The 24,214-nt window shown below is 44.5% G+C and carries 18 protein-coding genes and 1 tRNA gene; 14 read left to right on the forward strand and 5 right to left on the reverse strand.

The window, feature by feature from the left end; genetic code table 11:
- The first annotated feature begins 113 nt into the window (after positions 1-113).
- Entirely contained in the window at positions 114-2,447 is a 2,334-nt protein-coding gene (locus G6N79_RS10075) for a S9 family peptidase (protein ID WP_103907199.1), read from the forward strand.
- A gap of 496 nt (positions 2,448-2,943) precedes the next feature.
- Here the strand turns inward: G6N79_RS10075 and smc are convergent, their stop codons facing one another.
- The 4 genes from smc to G6N79_RS10095 form a co-directional block, all read right to left on the reverse strand.
- Positions 2,944-6,489, reverse strand: coding sequence for a chromosome segregation protein SMC (gene smc, locus G6N79_RS10080; RefSeq protein WP_103907200.1), 3,546 nt, complete (start codon positions 6,487-6,489; stop codon positions 2,944-2,946).
- 91 nt (positions 6,490-6,580) lie between these two features.
- Complete coding sequence (locus tag G6N79_RS10085; protein WP_103907201.1) at positions 6,581-7,054, reverse strand: DUF6882 domain-containing protein; 474 nt, start codon at positions 7,052-7,054, stop codon at positions 6,581-6,583.
- Positions 7,055-7,138: 84 nt separating this feature from the next.
- Positions 7,139-7,834 carry a DUF4397 domain-containing protein gene (locus G6N79_RS10090; protein WP_103907202.1) on the reverse strand — a complete coding sequence of 232 codons (696 nt, stop codon included), beginning with the start codon at positions 7,832-7,834 and terminating at the stop codon, positions 7,139-7,141.
- Positions 7,835-7,931: 97 nt separating this feature from the next.
- Positions 7,932-8,501 carry a suppressor of fused domain protein gene (locus G6N79_RS10095; RefSeq protein ID WP_103907203.1) on the reverse strand — a complete coding sequence of 190 codons (570 nt, stop codon included), beginning with the start codon at positions 8,499-8,501 and terminating at the stop codon, positions 7,932-7,934.
- Positions 8,502-8,648: 147 nt separating this feature from the next.
- Here G6N79_RS10095 and htpG point away from each other — a divergent pair, with 147 nt between their 5' ends.
- The 8 genes from htpG to G6N79_RS10135 all read left to right on the forward strand — a co-directional run bounded on the left by htpG (position 8,649) and on the right by G6N79_RS10135 (position 17,960).
- Positions 8,649-10,538 (forward strand): molecular chaperone HtpG, encoded by a 1,890-nt coding sequence (gene htpG, locus G6N79_RS10100; RefSeq protein ID WP_103907204.1) that lies wholly within the window; start codon positions 8,649-8,651, stop codon positions 10,536-10,538.
- Positions 10,539-11,309: 771 nt separating this feature from the next.
- Positions 11,310-11,489, forward strand: coding sequence for a hypothetical protein (locus G6N79_RS10105; RefSeq protein ID WP_103907205.1), 180 nt, complete (start codon positions 11,310-11,312; stop codon positions 11,487-11,489).
- Positions 11,490-11,539: 50 nt separating this feature from the next.
- Entirely contained in the window at positions 11,540-13,879 is a 2,340-nt protein-coding gene (locus G6N79_RS10110) for a hypothetical protein (RefSeq protein WP_146060649.1), read from the forward strand.
- A 125-nt stretch (positions 13,880-14,004) separates the two neighbouring features.
- Positions 14,005-14,535 carry a GNAT family N-acetyltransferase gene (locus G6N79_RS10115; protein WP_200818823.1) on the forward strand — a complete coding sequence of 177 codons (531 nt, stop codon included), beginning with the start codon at positions 14,005-14,007 and terminating at the stop codon, positions 14,533-14,535.
- Positions 14,536-14,714: 179 nt separating this feature from the next.
- Positions 14,715-14,788, forward strand: a tRNA-His gene (locus tag G6N79_RS10120).
- A 1,192-nt stretch (positions 14,789-15,980) separates the two neighbouring features.
- Positions 15,981-16,181 carry a hypothetical protein gene (locus G6N79_RS10125; RefSeq protein ID WP_103907209.1) on the forward strand — a complete coding sequence of 67 codons (201 nt, stop codon included), beginning with the start codon at positions 15,981-15,983 and terminating at the stop codon, positions 16,179-16,181.
- Between the two features lie 828 nt (positions 16,182-17,009).
- The gene (locus G6N79_RS10130) at positions 17,010-17,351 is read left to right on the forward strand and encodes a four-helix bundle copper-binding protein (protein ID WP_103907210.1); all 342 of its coding nucleotides are present in this window, start codon (positions 17,010-17,012) and stop codon (positions 17,349-17,351) included.
- A gap of 189 nt (positions 17,352-17,540) precedes the next feature.
- Positions 17,541-17,960 carry a hypothetical protein gene (locus tag G6N79_RS10135; protein WP_103907211.1) on the forward strand — a complete coding sequence of 140 codons (420 nt, stop codon included), beginning with the start codon at positions 17,541-17,543 and terminating at the stop codon, positions 17,958-17,960.
- Here G6N79_RS10135 and G6N79_RS10140 read toward each other — a convergent pair.
- Positions 17,947-19,431, reverse strand: coding sequence for an aminotransferase-like domain-containing protein (locus G6N79_RS10140; RefSeq protein WP_103907212.1), 1,485 nt, complete (start codon positions 19,429-19,431; stop codon positions 17,947-17,949). The genes G6N79_RS10135 and G6N79_RS10140 overlap by 14 nt on opposite strands.
- 65 nt (positions 19,432-19,496) lie before the next feature.
- Here G6N79_RS10140 and G6N79_RS10145 point away from each other — a divergent pair, with 65 nt between their 5' ends.
- Genes G6N79_RS10145 through bioA form a run of 5 tightly spaced genes read left to right on the forward strand, consistent with a single transcriptional unit; the run spans position 19,497 to position 24,092 of the window.
- Positions 19,497-20,126 (forward strand): hypothetical protein, encoded by a 630-nt coding sequence (locus G6N79_RS10145; RefSeq protein WP_103907213.1) that lies wholly within the window; start codon positions 19,497-19,499, stop codon positions 20,124-20,126.
- A complete protein-coding gene (locus G6N79_RS10150; RefSeq protein ID WP_200818824.1) occupies positions 20,116-21,213 on the forward strand; it encodes an aminotransferase class I/II-fold pyridoxal phosphate-dependent enzyme in 1,098 nt (365 codons plus the stop codon). Before G6N79_RS10145 ends, G6N79_RS10150 begins: the two co-directional genes overlap by 11 nt.
- Positions 21,210-21,854 carry a dethiobiotin synthase gene (gene bioD, locus G6N79_RS10155; protein WP_234993240.1) on the forward strand — a complete coding sequence of 215 codons (645 nt, stop codon included), beginning with the start codon at positions 21,210-21,212 and terminating at the stop codon, positions 21,852-21,854. The genes G6N79_RS10150 and bioD overlap by 4 nt, the downstream gene beginning before the upstream one ends.
- Positions 21,835-22,836: a biotin synthase BioB gene (gene bioB, locus G6N79_RS10160; protein ID WP_103907215.1), complete on the forward strand. Its 1,002-nt coding sequence runs from the start codon at positions 21,835-21,837 to the stop codon at positions 22,834-22,836. Before bioD ends, bioB begins: the two co-directional genes overlap by 20 nt.
- Complete coding sequence (bioA, locus tag G6N79_RS10165) at positions 22,821-24,092, forward strand: adenosylmethionine--8-amino-7-oxononanoate transaminase (protein WP_103907216.1); 1,272 nt, start codon at positions 22,821-22,823, stop codon at positions 24,090-24,092. Before bioB ends, bioA begins: the two co-directional genes overlap by 16 nt.
- Positions 24,093-24,214 lie beyond the last annotated feature (122 nt).

Genomic DNA, 24,214 nt, shown 5'->3' on the forward strand with positions numbered 1-24,214 from the left:
GCGTCAGTAGTTATACTGACGCTTTTTTTGTTCGTAAAAAAGAGTTGACACAACGATTTATCAGGTTATATTCTCGTATTATTGTTCTGAAAACCTTATTAATTTTGAATTGCATGCAGAAAAAAAAGCTCATTGTCCCATTCCTTCTGTTTGGGGCCATTTCCGTTGCGCAGGCACAGTTAGCACCCCTGACTGTAGACAAAATCATGCGCGATCCGAAATGGATGGGAACCTCGCCAAGTAATTACCGTTGGTCCGATAACAGTGCCTATCTGTTTTTTGATTGGAACCCTGAGGGAAAAGATAAGCCAGATGTCTATCGATTGGATGTCTCCACACAGAAATATACCCTGTCCACTGACAGCATTGCGAAATTGGCGTCAGCACCACGCTATATCTATTCCAAGGATAAATCATTAGCCGTATTTGAGCGGGATGGGGATCTGTATGTCAAGGATATCAAGAAAAATAAAATAGTACGCCAAACGGAAACAGCGGCTTGGGAAAATCCGTTAACATTTTTGAACGACAATTCCATTGTATTCCTTCGTGAGGAAAATCTCTACAGCCTCAATCCGAAGCATTCGACCTTGAAGCAACTTACGAATTTCCAAAAGGGAAAAGCTAAGGGCGAGAGTAAATTGAGTGCCCAAGATGCCTGGTTGAAAGAAGACCAAGAATCGCTTTTTGAGGTATTTAAGGAAGAAGATCGTAAAAAAGAGAAATCACCGAAGAAAAGCGGATTGAAACCATTGTATCTGGGAGATGGTTTTTTGGCAGGCGCTTCTGTTAGCTCCGATGGAAAATACATCACCTACCGGTTGGTTTACCCTGCAAAAGGGAACCGGAACACCATTGTTCCTGATTTCATTACCCGGTCGGGGTATGTGGAGGATCTGAACATGCGGACTAAAGTGGGAAATGAACTGAGCGGTTATAAGACGTTTGTATATCAAGTGGATCGGGATACCGCACTGGAGCTATCTGCATCAACTATTCCTGGTATCAAGGATCTTCCGGCTTACCTCAGTGATTATCCGGAACGCAGGAAAAAACTTCAGGAGGCCAATTCGGATCGTGCCGTGTATTGGGGGATTCCTTCCTGGTCTCCAGACGGCCAGATTGCAGTAGTAACGGCCAAGGCGCAGGATAATAAGGATTTATGGTTATTGAAGCTCAATCCTGCTGATGGGACGGTTAAGGTACTGGATCGCCAGCATGACGATGCGTGGATCGGAGGTCCGGGTATCGGTCGGGAGGTAAAATGGTTGAACGACCATATATGCTATTTTCAGAGCGAAGCAACCGGCTATTCCCATTTGTATAGCTACGATATACATACGGATCAAAAGAAACAATTGACCTCGGGGAATTGGGAGGTGCAATCTGTGGAGCTTTCCAAGGATGGAAAACAGTTTTATATTTCCGCGAACAAGGAGCACCCCGGAATCACCCATTATTATTTGTTGCCCGTAGCAGGAGGGGAGCTAACGCAAATTACAGGGATGAAGGGTGGAAATGAAGTAACGCTGTCACCGGATGAAAAATGGCTCGCCATCAACCATTCCACCATGAATAAACCTTGGGAATTGTACCTACAGCCTAATCGTCCGGGTCGCGAGGCGAAACAGATTACCAAATCAACTACTTCCGAATTTGATAGCTATGCGTGGCGGAATCCGGATTTGATTTCCTTCAAGAACCGCCATGGGGATGATCTCTATGCGCGGGTATATCCGGCCAAGGATCCACATCCGAGCAAACCAGCAGTTGTCTTCGTCCATGGTGCGGGCTATCTGCAGAACGTCCATTATTGGTGGAGCCAATATTTCCGGGAATACATGTTCAACAACATGCTCGCTGATAACGGCTATACGGTAATCGATATTGACTATACAGCAAGCTCAGGCTACGGCAGGAACCACAGAACCGGAATCTATCGGCATATGGGTGGTAAAGACCTTACGGACCAAGTAGACGGTGTAAAATACCTCGTTGATCATTATGGAGTCAATCCGGCAAATGTGGGTATTTATGGTGGATCGTACGGCGGATTCATTACCCTCATGGGTCTTTTTACAGAACCCGATGTCTTTAAGTCCGGAGCTGCCCTGCGCTCCGTGACCGACTGGGCACATTACAACCACGGCTATACCTCCAATATCCTGAATACACCGGTGGAAGATCCAATAGCATTCAAGCGGAGCTCGCCGATATATTTTGCCGATAAACTGAAAGGAAACCTGCTAATGCTCCATGGCATGGTCGATGTCAATGTTCAATTTCAGGATATCATTCGCTTGAACCAGCGGTTGATCGAATTGGGGAAAGACAATTGGGACCTCGCGGTTTATCCCGTAGAGGACCATGGTTTCGTACAGCCTAGCAGCTGGACAGATGAATACAAACGTATCTATAGGCTCTTTGAAAGAACCTTAAAGAATTAAAAATAACGATTGGCTAATTGGTAGTATATCCGTAAATTCGTTATAACCACCAATTAGCCAATTGATTATGCATTATAACCAAATTCTGTACCTGCTTATTCTGGTTTTTTCCCTGTTAACAACCATCGTATTCTTTCTTGACGACAATGCCGAAAACAATAGGGTAGGCTATATCGCTCTAGCCATATTTTGCTTCGTCAACCTATTCTATTACTTCATGTCCACCTACAAACGAAAAAACTAAAAATACAAGCACCCATCCAAAAAATAACTCCTAAAGCCCAACACCCAAAAATGACAAAAGACGACCCTCAAGCCGCCTTTCATCTATTTTATTATTTTAAATCTCACATCTCGCATCTCATTTCTCCCACTTAATATCACACATCTCAAATCTCACATCTCACTTCTCCCCCTCACATCTCGCATCTCATTCCTCCCCCTTAATATCTCACATCTCACATCTCGCATCTCATGTCTCCCCCTCACATCTCCCTTAGGCTACATCCCGCAAATCCACCGCGACAACGCGTGATACGCCCTGTTCGACCATCGTCACGCCATAGATAATATCCGTGCTGGCAATCGTCCGTTTATTATGCGAAACCACGATAAACTGGGATTGATTGGAGAATTCACGGATGATATTATTGAATTTATCGATATTGGTATCATCCAAAGGCGCATCAACCTCATCGAAAATACAGAACGGTGCTGGTTTCAACAGGTATAGCGAAAACAGAAGTGCTGTTGAAGTCAGGGTCTTCTCACCACCGGAAAGCTGATTGATGGAAAGCGGACGTTTCCCTTTTGGACGGGCAACGATGTCAATATCCGACTCCAAAGGATTGTTGGGATCGCTCAGAACGATATCACAGGAATCCTCCTCATTGAATAGCGAGCGGAATACTTTAATAAAGTTTTCACGAACAGTCGTGAAGGCATACATAAACTTATCGTTGGCCGATTGGTCAATCTCCTGAATGGTACTCATCAGCGATGCCTTGGCTTCCAATAGATCGGTCTTTTCCTTATTGATAAAGTCATGGCGCTCATTGATCTCATCGTATGCTTCCTTCGCCATAGGGTTGATCGTGCCATAGTCATCCAATTGCTTCTTCAGTTTTTTGCACCTGATCTCCAACTCCGACAATTCAGGGCGGTTTTCAGGGATTTCATTCTCCAAAAGGTCCTGTAGGTCAATATTGAATTCAACGGATAAACGTTCCTTCAGCGCATTCAACTCGATCTGTAGCGCTGTACGCTTATCCTTCAATTCCGAAATCAATGCATCGGAAATATCCTTGGATTTGCGGAGCTGATTGATTTGCTCCTCCATGTCGTTGACAGCTTTACGAGATTTGAAGAAGTCTTCTTCCATTTCCTGCAGCCCTTTTTCCAACAGTTCCTTCTGCTCGTACATGGACCCCAGGTCCGTGTCCTTGTCATCGACATGGCTTAGCGCTTCTTTCAGATCTAGTTTAACCTGTTCCGCTTCCTGGGTAAATTTCTCGATGCGCTCGCTCAGCGTATCTTTTTGGGTTTCACGGTATTCCAAATCCCGGAGGATCGTATTGACCTTATTCTGTTGCTGGTGGAATTTGATGTTTTCCTGGTTGAAAATTGTCGACTTCTCGTTCAAAGATTCACTGATTTCCAGGAAGGCCTCCTCCAAGCGCTGCAATTCGGTTTGGTTACCCGCAGCATTTGCTTTCAACGCTTCCATAGCCGGTTCAGATTGCGCCAATTGCTGGATAATGCCGGCAACTTTTAGCTCAATATCCTGTTTTCGTTGTTGGCTATTGGTAATGAACGTTTGGTACTGTTCCTGCTTGGTCTTAACCGACGTCAATTCATTTGTTAAGCGATTGAGTTGGATCCGATGTTCGTCGATAAATTCTTTTTGGGAACTGCCTTTCAAACTGATGGATTCGGATTCTAGTTTTTGCTGATCGACCTGCAGGTCCTCAATCCGCTTTTGTAGGGTCTTAATCTCCTTTGCTAGGTTTTCTAAATTCTTCGCCCGACCAATACGCTTCCCTTCAAAAAGGCCTACTGAACCACCGCTTAATCCTAATTTATTTTTGGAAAACCTACCTTCACGCTGCAAGATAATACGCTCATCTTCAGGTAATGGAGATTCCAAGTTGATCTCCTCTTCAGACTTTAGGAGATAAACGTTGTGCAACAGGATGTTACATAACGGTTTGTATTTATCCTCAACGGAGATGATTTCCATAGCTGAAATCATCCTGTGATCATCCTTTGGTAGGGTGGTAGCTCCTTTTTGGCCATTCAGTGCTTCCAGGACAAAGAAGTTTGCTCGACCGCGAGATGCATCGCTCAGCAATTGAATCGCCTGTACGGCATCTTCCTTCTGCTCAACAACGTAATGATTCATCACGGGCTCTAGGTAATTTTCGATGGCCACGCGGTAATCCTCCTTACAGAACAGGATATCCGAAAATAGGGGTGGAGTCTTTTTCCATCCCGCATTTTTTTTCAGAAAGCGGATGGATTCTGGAAAGCCCTCCAGGTTATCGACCAAGGATTTCGTTAGATTATATTCATTCTGTTTGGCATCGATGACACGAACCTCACGATTTAACTCCTCATTGGTTTGCTTGATGCGTATTTCGCAATCTTGAATTTGTTGTTGCAGCGCCTCCTCGGTTCGCATTGCACTATCGAACTGCTCCTGTTGGATATGTACACGTTCTTCCAGCTCGGCAACAATTTTGTTGAATTGGTTCAATTCCACTTCTTTGGATTCCGTATCTGTTGCGGTACGGAGGGATTCCTGCTCCAAGGCATCCTTTTGGATCCCTAGCACAGCAACTTCCTTCTCCAAGGCATGTATCTGATCTTGCAATGCCCGCGCATTACGGCCAAATTCATCGAATTTGCCTTTCGCATTCAATTGTTGTGCGCGCAATTCTTCCACTTCCACCTTGTTGCTGTCCAAATCCTGCTGAACAGTATCCAAGATCTGCTGCTCCTCAAAAAGCTCTTCGTTCAATCGCTTTACCTGATGCTCGATATGCTGCAATTGTTGCTTGTCATGATTCAGATCGTTCGCCAGGCGTGTTTCCTTTTCCTGAAGGTGGGATAGCTGTGCATTCTTGATCTTTTTCTCCGACTCATACGACCTGATCTTATTGATATATTCCTGAGTCGCCTTTTGCTGGGCCGAAAGATGTTGTTCTTTTACTAGGATATCATTCTTCGAAGCCTGTACGCCCTGTTCCTTACTTTCCAGTAGCGAAACGACTTCCTGAAGTTTTTCTTTCTGTCCTTCTTCCTGCTCGTTGATGCGCATCAGGTCGGTGTGGAAATTTTCCAACTTATAATACGCCAAATCGATGCTGGATTCCTTGTATTCCTCCTTTAACTTGAAATATTTTTCTGCCTTCTTGGCTTGATTTTCCAGGGTCTTCAGGTTTTTATTGATCTCGAACAAGAGATCATCTACCCGGGAAAGATCAGCTTCCGTATCGCGCAACTTTGCAAGGGTTTGTTTCTTGCGAACCTTATATTTGGATATTCCAGAAGCTTCTTCGAAGAGGTTTCTACGGGAGTTGTCCTTATTGGCAATAATTTCATCGATCATCTTCAATTCGATGATGGAATAAGTGTCCGATCCAATACCCGTATCGAGGAATAGATCGGTAATATCCTTCAATCGACATTTCACATCATTCAAACGGTACTCACTTTCTCCAGTTCGGAAAAGTTTTCTAGTAATGGTCACGGTGGTAAATTCCGTCGGCAGGATATTTTTGGTATTGTCGAAGGTCAAGGAAACTTCGGCGAGGTTGGCTGGTTTGCGGTTCTTGGTTCCGTTAAAGATAATGTTCTCCATCTTATCGGAGCGTAGGTTCCGGGTGCTCTGTTCACCAAGGACCCAGCGCATCGCATCCACAACGTTAGATTTTCCACAGCCGTTCGGGCCAACGATAGCCGTAACCCCTTCATTGAAATTGATGGTTACCTTGTCCCCAAAACTCTTGAATCCTTTGATCTCTAACTTCGTTAACTGCATGAATTGTTTCAAAAAATGTTTGCGAAAATACGGAATTCCAACTACTAATGGAACAGTAGAAAGGGATCCGCTTGACAACTAAGGAATTAGCCTATGCGAGGATTTCCTGCAGGTAAATAAACTCCGCGGTGTCGCCATCTGCAATCCTAAAAACGCCTTTTGCCGTCCTTAAGTATGCCGCGATGGCTGTAAGTGCCCAAGCGATTTGCTGGCTGGCACCAAAAGTAGGTTTCGTCAGAAATGTGAAATCATAAAAGTCACCATAATTCTTGATGACATCCAGATTTTCGAGTTCCTCGGGGGAAACATCGTTAGCGTCCCATCGCCACGACCATTGCTGGTTGGCAGCTTCCAGCTTTCCTACAGCCTGAAACCGAAACGATAGGGAAGTGCCATCTGCATTGGTAAAGGTGATGCTTTTATTTTCCCGATCAACGGTATATTGGTCAAACTGTCCAAATCCATAATTTGCTTCCAAATATTCTTGCTGATCGCTGATGAATTCATGTGCCCGCTGGTGCAGCACACGGAAAGCATCATCGATTTTAATCTGATCTAGGCTCATAGTCCACAATATAATGAATCTGTAAAAATAAGAAAAGCCCGAATAAATCGGGCCTTCCAATTATGGATGTATTATAAAGCTGCCTTAGTTGTAATTTACGGTAGAAATCGTCAGTGGGAAATCGTTATTTCCTTTTGTGCCGAACAGGACGAAATTGTAATGTTTTCCAGCTTCGAAATTCACTGATTCCGTTTTGGCAAGTGTATTTCCAGCCTCATCAACTGCTGTAACCTCAAACTTACCTGAGTTGCCAGCGGTGAATACCTGCGATTTAGAAAGGGTAGCAGGCGTCTCCATATTGCGGTTTTTGAAAGCTTCAATATCGAGGTCACCAACTTTCAAGGTCACTTTGCCTGTATTGGCGCCCAAATGGATAAATCGGTATGCTGATTTGGTGCCTAAATTCTCAACTGCCTCATCCACGACGCGAACAAAGGCAGGCTTGGCTGCTGTGCCAAAGACATAGCCACTGTAGTTTACACTGTCCTTAAAGGTTAACGTGGTGTCGATCATGGCTGTTGAAGGTGCCGTCCGATCGAAGATTTCAATTTTCTTATTGCCAGGAATGGCATAGAAAAATGTTCCTCCGCGATAGGCGCCATTGGATTGGCTTACTCCACTGCCATTGATCCGCAAATGTATTCCGGTTTCTTTAGGGTAGTAATTGAAAATACCGACAATGGGTAAGTTGGATTGTGGTGTTGCGTCTCCATCTTTCAAGCAACTGCTTAAGGTAAAGATGCTGGCGATTATCAAAAGTAATAGATGCTGTTTTTTCATGTTGTTCAGTAAAATCAATGTTGTAATTTGTTTCGATGAACGTTCAATCAAAAAGACGGCATTCGCAACAGTTATGCTACACCTGGCATGAAAAAAATTAAAATGCTTTCCTTTTGGGATTTTTTAGCTGCGGTCTTATTTGGGTTAAAAAGCGTTCCAGACCCATTTTTTGGATGGTTAGCACCTCCTGTTCAAAAATGGGAATCAGTTGCATAATATGGATGGGAGACGCCTTTTTGCCATCCCGAACCTGTGTTTCTGCTGATTCTTCAATCGCTGGTACAACAACGAAGGCATTCAGTCCAGAATCTGAACTGATCTGTTGGCCGATGCGAATGATTTCCCCCTGCAGAAAGGGGCAATCTCCCCGCAAATTGTTGGCCAGATAGCCTACTATATGCGCCCAAGCCATATCTGTTGCATCCATTTCCAGAAATAGTTCGATCCTGTTATGCTGATCCGGATGGGGTGCAAAAGAAACACCGTACGAGTAGGTGCGCATCCCGTGGGATGCTGTTTGCGGAAAGGTAAGGGTATAGACAAAAGGCATTTTCTTCTTTACGCTCTTTTCCCGAAATACCTGTCCCTTTTCACCATAACTCGATTCTAGGGAATCACGAAAATGTTCCAATGGGGATTTCAAAAAATCGGGCTTGCTGAGCTTCATCTATACTTTTGACCTGTTTTATGCCGCCTAATATAGCCATTTATGTAAAATTTACAGGGGAAACTGTCAAAATGACTTAAAAACAACATATGGAATATTCCTTGATGTTTACGTTATCAAATTCAGAAAAATATAATTTAAAGACATATGCAAGAAGAGAAAGGTACGATTTCCATCCATACCGAGAATATATTCCCGGTCATTAAAAAGTTCTTATACTCGGATAACGAAATATTTTTGAGAGAATTGGTGTCCAACGCTGTGGATGCCTCTCAGAAAATCAAGCGACTCTCCGCCTTGGGGCAGTACAACGGGCAGGTTGGTGATCTAACGGTCGATGTCAAATTGGATGAAACGGCAAAGACCATCACCATTTCCGATAATGGAATCGGGATGACCGCAGAGGAGATCAAGAAATATATCAACCAGATTGCATTCTCCGGCGCAACGGAGTTTATGGAGAAATTCAAGGAAGCCAACGATGCCAATGAAATCATCGGTCGTTTCGGATTGGGTTTCTATTCCGCATTTATGGTGGCAGACCGTGTTGAAATTGATTCCCTGTCGTACCAAGAAGGTGCTGAACCTGCACATTGGACCTGTGATGGTAGTACATCCTATGAAATTTCTACCGGTACCCGCAGCACGCGTGGAACGGATGTGATCCTTCATATCAATGAGGAATCGCAGGAATTCCTGAACAAACAGCGCTTGCAACAAATATTGGACAAGTACTGTAAATTCTTGCCGGTACCAATCCGCTTTGGTACGAAATCAAAAACCGAGGAGGATGGACAGGATGCTGATGGAAAACCGCACTATAAAAAGGTGGAAGTTGATAACATCATCAACAATACCCAACCGGCGTGGACAAAATCACCGGCAGACCTTACAGACCAGGATTACCTGGAGTTTTACCATGAACTGTATCCACACTCCATGGACGAGCCTTTATTCTGGATCCACCTGAATGTAGATTATCCGTTTAATCTGACCGGTATTCTCTACTTTCCGAAGATCAAGAACGAGATGGAAATCCAACGGAATAAAATCCAACTGTATTCTCGCCAGGTGTTCATCACGGATGAAGTTAAGGACATCGTTCCAGAATTCTTGATGTTATTGCAAGGGGTAATCGATTCGCCGGATATTCCGTTGAACGTATCCCGTTCGTTCCTGCAGGCTGATAGCAATGTGAAGAAAATAAACAACTACATCACCAAAAAGGTGGCTGATAAGTTGAATGAAATCTTTAAATCCGATCGCAAGGGTTTTGAGGAAAAATGGAAGGATATCAATCTGTTCATTAAATACGGCATGCTCAGCGATGAGAAATTCGCGGAGAAGGCCAATGATTTCTGTCTTTTGCAGAATGTCGATAATGCCTACTTCACCTTTAAGGAATACTACGAAAAGGTGAAAGATATCCAAGTGGATAAAGATGGAAATATCATCTATTTGTATACTCAGGATAAAGCACAGCAGGATAGCTTTATTGCGGCGGCAAAGGCGAAAGGATATGATGTGCTGGATTTTGAAGGACCATTGGATACCCACTTTGCGGGTTATGTAGAGCAAAAGGGTGGTGAAAAAATTCAGATGAAGCGTGTGGATTCCGATGTAATCGACAAATTGATCGCAAAAGATGAGCAGATTGAATTGGCACTTTCCGAAGAGGAAACCAAAAAAGCAACCGATATTTTCGAAAAAGCCATTTCACGTGCGGACATGAAAGTAGAGGTGGATGCACTTCCTGAAAATGATCTGCCAGTTTCCATAACCATGGATGAATTTATGCGACGCATGAAGGATATGGCAAAAACGGGAGGAGGCATGGGATTCTATGGTACATTGCCGGATAACTACAAAGTAACCGTAAATGGAAACCACCCATTGGTAAAACGCATCTTAACTTCCGATGAGGCTGAGGCAAGCCAATTGGCTAAACAGGCCTTTGATTTGGCATTATTATCACGTGGATTGTTGACAGGTCCTGAATTAACAGCATTTGTAAAAAGAAGCGTGGAGCTGATCTAGAAAATTATAAAATAAGTAAAATGCAGAAAATGGAGTTGGCAGAAATGTCACTCCATTTTTTGTTTTTATTCAGTTTTTCCTGCCGCAAAGAGCAACGCTGATAACGACTTGTAGTTCATCTGCTACAAGTTTGGGATTTTATGTTATCACGTAATTTTTCTCAAAAATGCGTTTCCTCCAATAAAAAACACCAAAATATGACCACCGTCATTTCTGCTTGAAAGTGAAAATTTTTGGATGAAGCGAAAAAAAATCACCTCTTGTAATTTTTACCGATTTTTTAATACTTCAAAAAATAAAAATTTCTTACATGGAAAATTATTGAAAAGTATTGTACCTAAAAGCGGGTATTCCTGTTTATTGATTGTAAATAATTTTTTAATGATTTAAAATATTACACTAATAGATAGGGGTGAATTTGGTTATTTACGCATGTAGGTGTTCAACTACATTTTAAAGCAAGTTAGATTTTGGAATTTAAATATGAAATATCTTTGTAATCGAAATCACGTATAATTTAATCAAGAATCGGAAAGTGAATACGAATATTGATTAAGTGATTTAAAATTAGCGTGTCAAATTGAAAGTTTATGGCTTCATTGTTAATTGTGGCGAACCTTTCTTTAAGAAATATTGTTATAGCTAATAATAAATTAAAAAATAGTGATTTTTTAAGAGATTCTCAGGCATTAACCTGCGATTCAATTAAAAACTGAAGCATCTAGGGGTATTTGTTTCAGTATGTATAAGATAATAGTTAGCGAATTTCAAATGAACACACAAAAGAAGAAGGACTATTCTTCTCCACGCATTGAGTTGATCAATGTGGAATTGGAGCAGGGGATAGCGAGTGGCTCCACTTATTTTCAGCCCGGAGGGCCTGGAAGTCCGAACACACCAGAAGTCGAGGATTGGAAACAGGATAGTGAATCCAAAGATTTTTGGTTGTAATGCAATCACATTTATTAACAGAGGTACTTTATTTACACGAACACATTATTATGAAAAGGTTTATATCATCATATAAATTACTTTTTACATCCGGAGTCCTTATGGTCTTATTTTCCATGCAGATCACTTCCTGTAAAAAAATTGAGGAGGGGAATGTCGGCATGGAGGGCGATGGCTCAACGCTTATCTTTAGAATGACAGGAGTGACAGATCTTGTTGAAGAAACGAATGAAACATCAAGTTCAAATCAAGGGGAAGAGAAAAAGGCATCTACAAAGAAAAGTGTTAAGCGGACCACAGAAGCAGCGGGTACGCGAGATATTGTTAATTTGCCAGGTTTTGGTGAAGTGGCCAAGATGACTTTTGAATCCACGTACGGTGATACTGAGATGGAAGTGAAGGAGGCCGCTGGCATCAACAATGCGAAACTAGCGCAACAGCGTGGTATCAATACGTCCACGGCATCGGGAACAAGAAATTCCACCAGTGGCTCTGGAGCGAAATATGCAGCCAGCAAACCCATGAAAACAGGGAATAAGTACCGCTTGCTCATTATGGATACCAAGAACAATATTCTCGCGCAAGCAGTGGGAACCTCAGGAACCGACCTGAAAATCCCTGTCGAAGGAAATAAAACCTACACCTACGTGATCTATTCGTTCAATGACGGTACTGATCCCGGCGCTTACAATTCAACTTTTACGATTGGCCATAACGGTAAGGATTTTATTTACAAAAGAGGTACCGTTGCTATTGGAACCGGTAGCCCGGAGAAACCGTATACCCATATTGAACCGATTGTCATGAACCATATGCTCGCGCGTATTGCGGTTAAATTCGATGCGTCCACCTATCCCGGTGCTACGTCGATCTCTACATTGCAAGCACGGTTTACGCCTGAAACGATGTTTCACCAAGCGAACTTTGACTTGAAGGCAGGAACCATAGGCACTCTTACTGAGCACGGGCCAGGTGTAGATCAAACAGCATTTATTGATTTCGTGAATGAGCCTACTACGGCGATGCCGGCAGGCGATCCGAAAATTAAGGTGGCACATTTCTACACCGCTAAGTTTCAACCGATCACTTCCTTGAAGTTGAACTTATATAATCTGGTGGTTGCAACATCTTCAGGTAACAAAACCTATAGTTCTACCACGGGTTTTCAATTCAATTTTACGACTATTTCACCCCTTGCGGGCAAGAGTACAAATGCGGTCATCAACTTGAATCCATCCGCACCTTCGGTAACCGGACTGACTTGTGCAAACGCGGTATTTACACCGACAACAATGACGCAGGGAACACCAGTGACCGCTGGGACGACCATGACCGTGCCTTATACAGGTGGTAATGGCTCAAGCTATAATGCACAGACCATAACGGCGAACGGATTGACCTTTACCTTGGCAGCGGGACGACTGAATGTCGGATCTGGCAATCTGGTCTATACTGTTACCGGTACGCCAACGGCAGGTGGAAACATGAATGTCGCCATTACTTTTGGAGGCAGAACTTGTACCGTGGTGAAAGCTGTTACACCAAAAGCTGCTATCGTTACAGTCATTACTTCAAATTGTGTTAATATCTATTACGAGAATAAAGGTACGCACCTGATGATGAAAGTAGCTCCAAACGGCCAAACGGTGACCTATCCAGTCAATGTGACGGGTACCGGTCAATACACGGCGACTATGACCGTAGAAGGGTTGACTTTCTCGGGGACCAAGGAATTTACCACAACAGGAACGAATACGATGGTGTTGACAGCTTCAGGATCGCCAAATCGGGCAGGAACTTATGCGTTTACCATTCCGACAACAACGCAGGTACTCAAAGTACCTGTGGGAAACAGAACGATTGATGTTACAAAGACAGATGGTGCCTATGCAAATACATCAACAACCGGATTTAAAACACAGACGGGTCTTGCCAACAATGGGTTTGTATCCTTGGATGCAAAAGTAGGATTTAGATCGGATACATTCTTCCCGATGCTCCGCATCATAATCGGATCGCAGCGTGCCAAATTCTCCTCGTATGGGGACGCCAGCGGCTCAATGACCAACTATAAACTGGGCAACATGTCCAGGATGTTCGGTCCATTTGGAGCAGGGAATTATTTCGGCTATAAAGATAACCAGGCACAAGATCTGGATGACAGTAATGGCCATTATAGAGCCGAATATAGCGTTTTTGATAATACCATGATCAGTGATGGTATGTACATTGCGGGTACAGCATTGGCAAATCCATATGTCGTATCGTACTTAAATCATGACAATCTGGATTTCGCAATCTTCGCGTTATGGAATGCACCTTCCACAACGACGTATAGAACGGTGTTGAGAACTACACCATTCGATGCAAAAACTACGGCATGTCAATAAAAGAATAATTAATAGTAAGTGCATATAGGGAGCTGGGTCCTCTGGCTTCTATAATCAAAGGTTCCTGTTCATCCCCGTTCAGGAACCTTTTCTTATTTTAGCGGTATAGGAAATCTTTAAAATAAATGGACATACAAATGCGCACGGAAGAACCCCAGGATTTTCCTGAAATTAGGAAGTTGTTAATTGAAGCTTTTGCAGATGAAATACATAGCGACCATAGCGAACAGGATTTGGTGGAGCGCCTGCGGGCATCGCAAGGCTATGTACCGGAGTTGGCCTTGGTGGCGCTTATCGATGCGGAACTGGTCGGTTATATTCTGCTGACAAAAATCGAAATTCAAGGGGTAGATGCAGTACACGAGGCACAGGCGATGGCGCCTGTTGCCGTACGTCCGAAGTTTCAGAACCTTGGAATAGGAGGGCGGTTAATCGAGGAAGCACACCGAAGGGCAAAAACATTGGGATTTCAAGCGATTGTCCTATTAGGTCATGCCCAATATTACCCGCGGTTTGGTTATCGGCAGGCCAGCGCGTATGGCATCAGGCTACCTTTTGATGTGCCGGACGAAAATGCAATGGTCAAAGAGCTGGTGCCGGGCGCACTTCATGGCATAGCGGGGGAAGTAATCTACCCGAAGGAGTTTTTTGGGTGATTTGAGAATGGTTTCCATGGCCTGGAATGGGCGATTTTGGCAACATATTTTTCAGCTTTGGCAGTAGATAAAAAAATATCTAATTAGAAATGAGCTTTTTCGGTGTATTTTGTACGAAATCAAGCGATATAATTTGGAGAATATGAAGAATAGGCTTACTTTTGTATCACGAAAACACGGTAGGTATAGCTCAGTTGGTTAGAGCACTAGATTGTGGTTCTAGGGGTCGTGGGTTCGAGCCCCATTACTTACCCGAAAAGCTTCTCTGAAAAGAGGAGCTTTTTTCGTTTGTGGGGATTTTTGGAGAGTTAGATTGCTGGAGTGCAATTTGGTGTGCTGGCGCATGTTTTGAGGCACAAGAGATCCACCACACTTGGCCTTCCGCACAACTCTTGCGCCAGCGTTATTCATTGATTATAAAGGTTTGACTAGTGCAGACATGAGCCTGGTTTGGCAACTTTGCAACCCCGGAGGGGTGTCACTATTTTAGCAACACGCCTACAATCCGCCAAGCCCCAACGCCCACATTTTTGGTTTGCTAAAGCAAACCAAAAATGTGGGCGTTGGGGCAATTTAATCTTGGGTGGCTTGCTAAAATAGTTACACCCCTAGCGGGGTTACGTGGGTATTAGACAGCTGAATTGCAATTTGGTGTGCTAACGCATTTTGAGGCACAAGAGATCCACCGCATTTGACCATCCGCACAACTCTTGCGCCAGCACGCATTCCGGGAATATGCCATAGGCACAAGTGATCCACCGCACTTGGCCATCCGCACAACTCTTGCGCCAGCACGCATTCCGGGAATATGCCATAGGCACAAGTGATCCACCGCACTTGGCCCTTCGCACAACTCTTGCGCCAGCACGCATTCCGGGAATATGCCATAGGCACAAGTGATCCACCGCACTTGGCCCTTCGCACAACTCTTGCGCCAGCGTTATTCATTGATTATAAAGGTTCGATAGGTGTAGGCATGTGCAAGGTTTGGCAACTTTGCAACCCCGGAGGGGTGTCACTATTTTAGCAACACGCCTACAATCCGCCAAGCCCCAACGCCCACATTTTTGGTTTGCTTTAGCAAACCAAAAATGTGGGCGTTGGGGCGATTTATTCTTGGGTGACTTGCTAAAATAGTTACACCCCTAGCGGGGTTACGTGGGTATTAGACTGCTGAATCGCAATTTGGAGTGCTAACGCATTTTGAGGCACAAGAGATCCACCGCACCTGGCCCTCCGCACAACTCTTGCGCCAGCGTTATTTGTTGATTATAAATGGTTTGAGGTTTGGGAAACAGGCGCGCAGAGCGCGCCTGTTTCCCAAACCTCAAACCCAATACGTCTAAAAATTAAACTAATTATTATTTATTTATCATATAAATTATTATAATTTAATATTCATACATCTATATTAGCTCCGTATTATAAAATAAACTGTTATTTCCATGAATGAACTATTCAAAACCTGCGTCATCTTACTTGAGCAATTGGCGGCACTTACGAACACAACCTACGAAGAAATTAATATCTATATTTTCGTAATTGCCATGCCATTGATGTTGATCCTGCTGATTATTAGCAATTTTATATTAACACTAAAGCTGTGGAAGCGAAATAAAGCGACTGTGAGCAACGGCAAATTGTAAGACCATCTAGATAAGGTCAGCTAGTTCCTTCATTCTCGATGTCTGTGATGCTCATCATCTCCAGATTCGAAGGTGGAGGAACATTTTGCTGGGCTTGCGCATATTCCTATTACTTTTCCCGCAAAATAATTTTGGAATCTCATTTTAATCGCCTATATTTCAGTCAAATAACTTCAGGGTCCCAATCGAAACCCAACTGCCTTTTTCAACTTCCATTTTCATAGATCTTTCTTTAATTTCCTATTATTCTCATCACTAATATCCTACTTCATTGGAAAAGTAAAAACGCTAACACGCTGTCGCTTTGCCATTTTCGTAATTTCATTTCTTCGTACTACTGTTTGTGGGTTTGCAGGAAATATGCGTTGATTTGCCTTAATGACAATATATAGGCTTAATGGACCTTGTCTGAGGTGCTAGCGTATTGCGTCCGAATTGCAACCGTGGTGAGAGCGTGTCTATAGGCACGCTCTCACCACGCTCTGACCACGCTCTCACCTCGGACGCATGTCAGACAAGGTCCTATTCGCCATTTTCTATTGTGATTAAAAGAAAAATACTTTAACAGTTATTTAATCCTTTTTTTTGGGGTCATTATACCTTTTATCAAAAGCAACATATTTCAAGTATGGAAGCATTCTACCCAAATTGGTACGTATAAATACTTGAACCTTAGCTGTTTTTATTGATTTTCAGGAATTTTGTTGTAAATTTTAAAAAAACAAACCAAGTCCTTTGACGAGTTGTTCATTGCAACACACGGAAGGTTTAAAGTCACACCGTATAAAATCATACTATTAATAATTAAAAAAGAGAGGAGATAAGATTATGGCTTATGATGAATTAGTTAAAAGATGTATTGATTTATGTCAACAGTGCGAAACGGCATGTTTAACCTGTGCGGATGCCTGTCTGAACGAGAAAGATATTGATATGCTGCGCGACTGTATCAAGACGGATCTGGAATGCGCTGAAATCTGTGGGGTAACCGCTCGTATTTTGGCGTTGAATGGGGACTTCCAGAAGGATATCGTGCGTCTATGTCAACAATTGTGCGAAGCATGTGCTGAGGAATGTGAAAAACATGCTGGGCACGGTATGGAACATTGTGAAGCATGTGCTAAGGCATGCCGCGCATGTGCTGAAGCCTGTAAGAAATTAGTTGCATAATAAAATGCCAATTATTCCAATTTACCTTAAGCCCTGAAATAGGCCTTTACCGTATTTCGGTAAATTTAAATTAGATCTTAAGGTAAATTTAATCTATTATTAACCTTGTAAAGCTTTGGTAATTTGATATATAAGGATATATTTGTTTAAGCTTTTACATAATTGTTAACCAACTTTTAATTAGCTGCCATGGTTTCTAAAAATATTCTCGTAGATACCACATTGATTGGAACCCTCCAATTTTACGTATATGTTTTCAATACGGAAACAGGTGCTATTGGGTTCGGCATGTTTATCAATGATGGCCCCAAACCAATATTCTATTTATTAAATGGCAATGGTTCGCGGATTACCTTGAATTTTGACGATGAACAAATTCTATGGCTTTGCCAACAGAGTACCTTCTCTACCGATGAACGACGGATGCTGTTCAAGGAGTTTCTGGCCTACGCTACTAAAATGGAGAAGAAAGCTGCAAACTTAGTGTTTCGTGACGCCAAGATGAATTATTTGTCTGAATCCCGCGAAATAATACGCTACAAACGCATGTACGTCCATTTCCAGAATGAATCCCTATCATCCAGCAAACGAAGCCTTATAACTGATTAAGGAGCAATTGTTCGTAGGATTGCTGTAGGATATCCACTGTTTTATCAATTTCTTCTAAACTCAAGTTTCCGAATCCGATACGCATTGCGGTTATGTCCCTCGTCTGGTACAAGAGGGTCTTGGGGATAAATAAGTTTCTTTGCTTGGCAAGATGTGCCAGTTTGGCCAGATTGATTGGGTGCTTCCACCTGATCCATAGGGCCAGTCCGCCGTTGGGAATCTGAAAATCCAGCGCATGACCCAGTTTTAAGCTCAGTTGTAGCGCCATGTGATCCCGCCGCTGTTTATAGGCTTTCAGCGAGCGCTTCAAGTGCCGGTGAATCGCGCCCTCTTCAATCATTTCACCAAGTGCCTGTTCCATTAATATATCGCCCTGCCGATCAATGATCCCCAGATGCTTGCGCATCTCGACCATGATGTCCTCCGGTCCGACAATAAATCCCGTTCGGAATCCCGGGGCCAAGGATTTTCCAAAAGAACTGACATAAATGACCATGCCCCCCTTATCTGCGCTGATGAGCGGGAGGGAAGGCTGTTTATCATATTGGAAGTCATATTCATGGTCATCCTCCACAAGTACGAAGCCATATGTGCTTGCCAACTGCAATAAGCGCATCCGTTTTTGCGGGCTGTGGTTGATGGTCGTAGGATAATGGTTTTGGGGTGTCAGGTACACCATGCGGATTGGTTGTGTTTTGCACAGCTCTTCGAGTGCATCCAGGTCCAGACCATCAGCGCGTAGGGGAACCGTTGCAATTTTGCTACCCGACTTTTGGAAAATCATATTCGCAGAAAAATAACTGAGTTCGCTGACTACGACCGTATCTCCCTGTTCCAGCAATATTTCCGCAATGATATACAGGCTCATCTCGGTACTTCTGGTGATGAGGATGTTCTTGCTGTCAATCTGTAGACCACGGGAGTAATGCAGGTAATTTTTCATCTGCTCCTTGAAATATTGGCTACCGTCGGTTTGAAAATAACCCATTTTGGATTGGTTGCTCTTGCGTTTGATATTGGCACTATAAAAACGGGAAAGATCATCCACTTGTGTCAGGCGGATATCCGGCGTGCCATCCGTCAGTTGATAAGCGCAATGTGCCTGTTCAAATGGACTTTCCAGGAGAAAGGACTTCCGGAAGGGGTAGCCGGTATTTGTCGGAAAGGCATTGGCCAATTTTTTATGGCCTTTTTGATGGGGCAATTCTGCGGATATGAAAGTCCCTTGGTTCGGTTTGATCTCCACCCAGCCTTGCGCATACAATTCATCGTAAACTGCGGTAATCGTGTTTCGATGTACTTCCAACAGGGATCCTAAAGCCCTGCTCCCCGGCAATTTAACCCCTGGGTTGATCTTCCCCAAGTTAATCGCATAGATGAGCTGATTTGCGATCTGCAAATAAATCGGAAGTGTCGCTTGCCGATCGATCTGGACAAAACTGCGGAATGGAATTTCAGCCGGACTATTCATATTCTTAAAACTGGCACCTAGTAATAGTCCGGCAAGGTACTACTTTTGGTGCAAATACACATATTATGAAATCTATTCTAACAAATATCGTGTCACAGGATCCGTTGCATGCGATGTGGTTGAACACCTTATCCTTTATGGAAAATTCCGGAGCGCGAAAGATCTCGGCATGCGAAGATCGGGAGTTGACCGACCTAATGCAATTGAAACATGCGGCAGAGGAGCATAGGCATGCCTATTACCTAAAAAAACAGATCGGGAAATTGGATGTCTCGGGATTTGACCATTACCTGTTGGATAGCATGCTCGGTGGAAGGGAATCCATGCAGTACCTCCACCAATTGGATCTGTTGACCTGTAGGTACCTAAAGAAGACATTTGACCTTGCTGGACAAGATCTTAAGTATGCTGCTTACCTCTTTGTCACCTACGCCATTGAGGTACGTGCTGATGCACTCTACCCAATTTATCAGGAAGTCCTGACCGAGATGGGGTCCAAGGTGATGGTCAAATCCATTATCCTGGAGGAGGAAGGTCATTTGGAAGAGATGATCGGACAATTGCAGCATTTCCATCCGGATTGGGAGCACCATGCGGCTCATGTCATTGCACTAGAGCAGCAGCTCTTTGATCGTTGGGTAGTGGCCCTCAGCAAGGAAGTTGACCATGAAATCCTGTCAGCACGTGCAAACTGATCTGTCCTGCAGGCTACAGGAGGTCAAGGAGCGGGGAACCTACAGATCCTTGCGACACGGACGCGGACCTGTTGATTTCTTTTCCAATGATTACCTGGGCTATACACAGAACCTCGCGCTACAGCACTATGCGAAATCACTGATGGAGGGTTATCCACACTATTTTATGGGTTCGACCGGATCCCGCCTGATCAGTGGCAACTATCCCATAACGGAAGAGGTCGAAGCCTGTATTGCTGCTCATCATGAGGTACAGTCTGCCATGTTGTTCCCGACGGGATATATGGCCAATCTAACCCTATTTTCAACGCTGCCACAGCGGGGAGATACGGTAATCTTGGATGAATATGTACACCGGTCGGTGTTGGATGGCTGTCGTATGGGGGCAGCCACACGCTGGAAATTCCGACATAATGACCTGAACCACTTGGCGGATTTACTGGCTAGAGCGAAGGGGCGGATCTGGATCGGCGTCGAGAGCCTGTATTCCATGGATGGGGATTTAGCGCCTTTGGTTGATATGACTGCTCTTGCGCAGCGCTACGGTGCTTGCCTGCTGGTCGATGAAGCCCATGCAATCGGTGTGTTCGGATTGGGATTGGTGAAGGAATTGGGGCTGAGCGACCAGATTTTTGCAAGTGTAGTGACTTATGGAAAGGCTTTTGGTCAGCATGGTGCTGTTTTGTTGGGAAGCAAAACCTTAAAGAATTGTGTGGTGAATTTTGGGAGTCCCTTTATCTATTCCACGGCGATGCCCATCGCCTCGGGTCTACTGATCCAGCACGCGTATGCCACTTTCCATTCCGACAGTACGGCACAAGAGGCTCTGGCGGACAGGGTACGGTATTTTGAGCAGCATGCCCTGGGAGAATCAGCATCGGGGAGCCCAATTAAACCGATCTACTTATCGAAAGATGCTTGTAGGGCAGCTGTGTTCAACGAATTGGAAGACCAGGGGATCTCCTGCAGTTATATCAAATCGCCTACGGTTCCGATAGGCAAGGAGCGAATACGGATTTGCCTGCATGCCTTTAATACGCATGCTGAGATCGATAGCCTTGTAGGAATTCTTAAAAAATATCAATGATGAATAAGCGCTATTTTATTACCGGTATAGGAACAGAAGTAGGGAAGACGGTTGTAAGTGCAGCGTTGGTGGATTATTTAGGGACGGCCTATTGGAAGCCCATTCAATCCGGCGACTTGCAGGCCAGTGATTCCATGCGGATTCGTGCCTTGTGTACTTCCGAACCCACCATCTTTCCTGAACAGTATCAATTGAAACATCCAGCATCCCCACATGATGCTTCGGAACGTGAAGGGATCCAAATCAGCTTAACCGATTTTTCCATGCCTAACCAAACGGCTGCGCTATTGGTAGAAGGCGCTGGTGGACTGTTCGTTCCGATCAATTCGGAAGAATTTATGATCGATCTGATGGACCAGCTTGGGCTTCCTGCCATCCTGGTCTGCCGAGATTATTTGGGATGCATAAACCATACCCTGTTGAGCATAGCCGCATTGGTCCATAAAGGCATACAACTTGCTTTTGTGGTGTTCAACGGAGCATTCGAACCGGCGACCCAACGGGTAATCGAAAGTCACCTGCCCGCTGGAACTGACGCTATATACATCCCTGAAATAAAAGAGATTAACAAAATGAATTTAAGTACTGCCGTAGGGCAAATCAAAATTGTAGAACATACAAATGGAGCATTTAGAAAGTAAAGAATTACGTCACGATTGGACGAAGGAGGAATTGTTGGCGATCTATCATCGGCCATTATTGGATTTGGTTTTTGAGGCCGCCAGCGTACATCGTAGGTGGCATCGACCGGATGAGGTTCAGATTTCAACATTGCTGTCGGTGAAAACAGGGGGCTGTCCCGAGGATTGTTCCTACTGTGGTCAGGCCGCACGCTACCATACCGATATCAAGGTGCAAAGTCTCTTGCCGACCGAAACAGTTCTGACGCATGCGCAGAAGGCAAAAGATGCGGGTTCTTCCCGTTTCTGCATGGCTGCAGCATGGCGCGAAGTGCGGGACAACCGTGATTTCGACCGGATCATCGATATGGTGAAAGGGGTAAATGATATGGGGCTAGAGGTGTGCTGCACACTGGGTATGTTGACCGAGCACCAAGCGCAGCGATTGCAAGAGGCGGGCTTATATGCCTATAACCATAACCTGGATACTTCGGAGGAATTTTATGACGAGATTATCTCCACCCGAAAGTTCGATAACCGGATTCAGACGATCAATAATGTCCGAAAGGCAGGCATAACGGTCTGCTCGGGAGGTATTATCGGTTTGGGCGAAAAACCGGCCGATCGGATATCCATGTTGCGCACCTTGGCGAATATGGAGAGACATCCGGAATCAGTTCCCATCAATGCCCTTGCTCGGGTACCCGGCACGCCCTTGGAAAATCTGCCGAAGGTCGATGTGTGGGACATGGTCCGCATGATCGCAACGGCTCGCATCGTGATGCCTGCTTCGATGGTGCGGTTGAGTGCAGGGCGCATTGAGATGACGGAAGTGGAGCAGGCCTGGTGCTTTATGGCCGGGGCGAATTCCATTTTTACGGGCGAGCGGCAGACCTTGCTGGTTACGCCAAATCCTGGGGTTGATGAAGATATGCAGATGCTACAGAATTTGGGGCTGAAACCGATGCCATCGAAAAAGGAGGTGTCGTGCAGCAATGGATAGCACGCGATAAAGCCGTCAATTGGCACCCGTATTCGCAGATGAAAACGAGCAACCATATCCCCATCGTCCGTGGCGAGGGGAGTTACATCTTCGATGGAAATGGGAAAGGTTACTTGGACATGATCTGTTCGTGGTGGGTGACCCTACATGGACATGCCCATCCCTATATTGCCACCAAGGTGTTTGAACAGCTCAACACATTGGAGCAGGTGATCTTTGCCGGCTTTACACACGAGCCGGCGGTTGTGCTTTCCGAAAGGTTGCTGGCTTTGTTGCCTGCCAATCAGGAAAAGGTGTTCTATACAGATAACGGCTCCACGGCTGTGGAAGTAGCGCTCAAGATGTGCATACAGCAATCCTATCAGCGCGGCAATCGAAAATCCAAGATTGTGGCCTTTCGCAATGGCTATCATGGCGATACCTTCGGGGCGATGTCGGTATCCGCCCGTGGCCAATGGACCTCCCCATTTGCAGATATGTTGTTCGATGTGCTCTTTATCGATGCGCCGACTCCAGAAAATCTACAGGCGAGTATAGCAGTCCTTCGGGACCATGCGGATGAAATCGCCTGTTTCATCTATGAACCTTTGGTGCAGGGAGCAGGTGGGATGCTGATACATCGAGCGGAAGACCTGTCGGTTCTGATGCGGGCGTGTCGTCAATTGGGCATCCCAATGATCCAGGATGAGGTATTCGTCGGCTTTGGACGAACCGGAACATTGTTCGCTGCGGATCAATTGACGGAGATGCCGGATATCATGTGCTTTTCAAAAGGATTAACCGGAGGAACCATGCCAATGGGCATAACCACCTGCACCGAAGCGATCTATCAATCTTTCTATGATGACGATAAACGGAAGGCATTATTCCACGGACATTCATTCACAGCAAGTCCGATTGCTTGTGCGGCATCGCTGGCGAGTTTGGACCTCTTGTTACTTCCTGAAACTAGGGCGAGTATCAAACGGATCGTGGATAGTCAGGCCCAATTTGCGCGAAAGCTTCAGGATTACCCAAAGGCAAAGCATGTGCGGCAGCTGGGAACCATATTGGCCTTCGATTGGGCGGTTGAAGATGGGAATGGTTATTTCAGCGATATTCAACAGCGTTTGTCTATGTTCTTTATGGAACGTGGCGTGCTATTGCGACCATTGGGCAATGTCGTATATATCTTGCCACCGTATTGCGCGACAACAGAACAACTACAGGAGACATACGAAGTGGTGATCGAGGCATTGAAGAGGGATCGGTTGTGAATCTAATGGAAAGTTCGGTTTGACATGTCGGGTAGGGGGAGGTGAATGGATTGAATTTTGTTGAGTTAAATTATTGTAAAAAATTGAAAAATTTAGAATTTGAAAAAATCAAAATGTGAACT

The organism is Sphingobacterium lactis (genome assembly GCF_011046555.1).
GTDB lineage: Bacteria > Bacteroidota > Bacteroidia > Sphingobacteriales > Sphingobacteriaceae > Sphingobacterium > Sphingobacterium lactis.

Excerpts from the sequence above, each read along its gene's own strand:
- G6N79_RS10130 (WP_103907210.1), top strand. The coding sequence starts at position 17,010 with ATGGCTTATGATGAATTAGTTAAAAGATGTATTGATTTATGTCAACAG.
- G6N79_RS10145 (WP_103907213.1), top strand. The coding sequence starts at position 19,497 with ATGAAATCTATTCTAACAAATATCGTGTCACAGGATCCGTTGCATGCG.
- smc (WP_103907200.1), bottom strand. The coding sequence starts at position 6,489 with ATGCAGTTAACGAAGTTAGAGATCAAAGGATTCAAGAGTTTTGGGGAC.
- G6N79_RS10085 (WP_103907201.1), bottom strand. The coding sequence starts at position 7,054 with ATGAGCCTAGATCAGATTAAAATCGATGATGCTTTCCGTGTGCTGCAC.
- G6N79_RS10105 (WP_103907205.1), top strand. The coding sequence starts at position 11,310 with ATGAACACACAAAAGAAGAAGGACTATTCTTCTCCACGCATTGAGTTG.
- G6N79_RS10095 (WP_103907203.1), bottom strand. The coding sequence starts at position 8,501 with ATGAAGCTCAGCAAGCCCGATTTTTTGAAATCCCCATTGGAACATTTT.
- G6N79_RS10110 (WP_146060649.1), top strand. The coding sequence starts at position 11,540 with ATGAAAAGGTTTATATCATCATATAAATTACTTTTTACATCCGGAGTC.
- bioB (WP_103907215.1), top strand. The coding sequence starts at position 21,835 with ATGGAGCATTTAGAAAGTAAAGAATTACGTCACGATTGGACGAAGGAG.
- G6N79_RS10140 (WP_103907212.1), bottom strand. The coding sequence starts at position 19,431 with ATGAATAGTCCGGCTGAAATTCCATTCCGCAGTTTTGTCCAGATCGAT.
- G6N79_RS10135 (WP_103907211.1), top strand. The coding sequence starts at position 17,541 with ATGGTTTCTAAAAATATTCTCGTAGATACCACATTGATTGGAACCCTC.
- htpG (WP_103907204.1), top strand. The coding sequence starts at position 8,649 with ATGCAAGAAGAGAAAGGTACGATTTCCATCCATACCGAGAATATATTC.
- G6N79_RS10115 (WP_200818823.1), top strand. The coding sequence starts at position 14,005 with ATGGACATACAAATGCGCACGGAAGAACCCCAGGATTTTCCTGAAATT.
- bioD (WP_234993240.1), top strand. The coding sequence starts at position 21,210 with ATGATGAATAAGCGCTATTTTATTACCGGTATAGGAACAGAAGTAGGG.
- G6N79_RS10090 (WP_103907202.1), bottom strand. The coding sequence starts at position 7,834 with ATGAAAAAACAGCATCTATTACTTTTGATAATCGCCAGCATCTTTACC.
- G6N79_RS10125 (WP_103907209.1), top strand. The coding sequence starts at position 15,981 with ATGAATGAACTATTCAAAACCTGCGTCATCTTACTTGAGCAATTGGCG.
- G6N79_RS10075 (WP_103907199.1), top strand. The coding sequence starts at position 114 with ATGCAGAAAAAAAAGCTCATTGTCCCATTCCTTCTGTTTGGGGCCATT.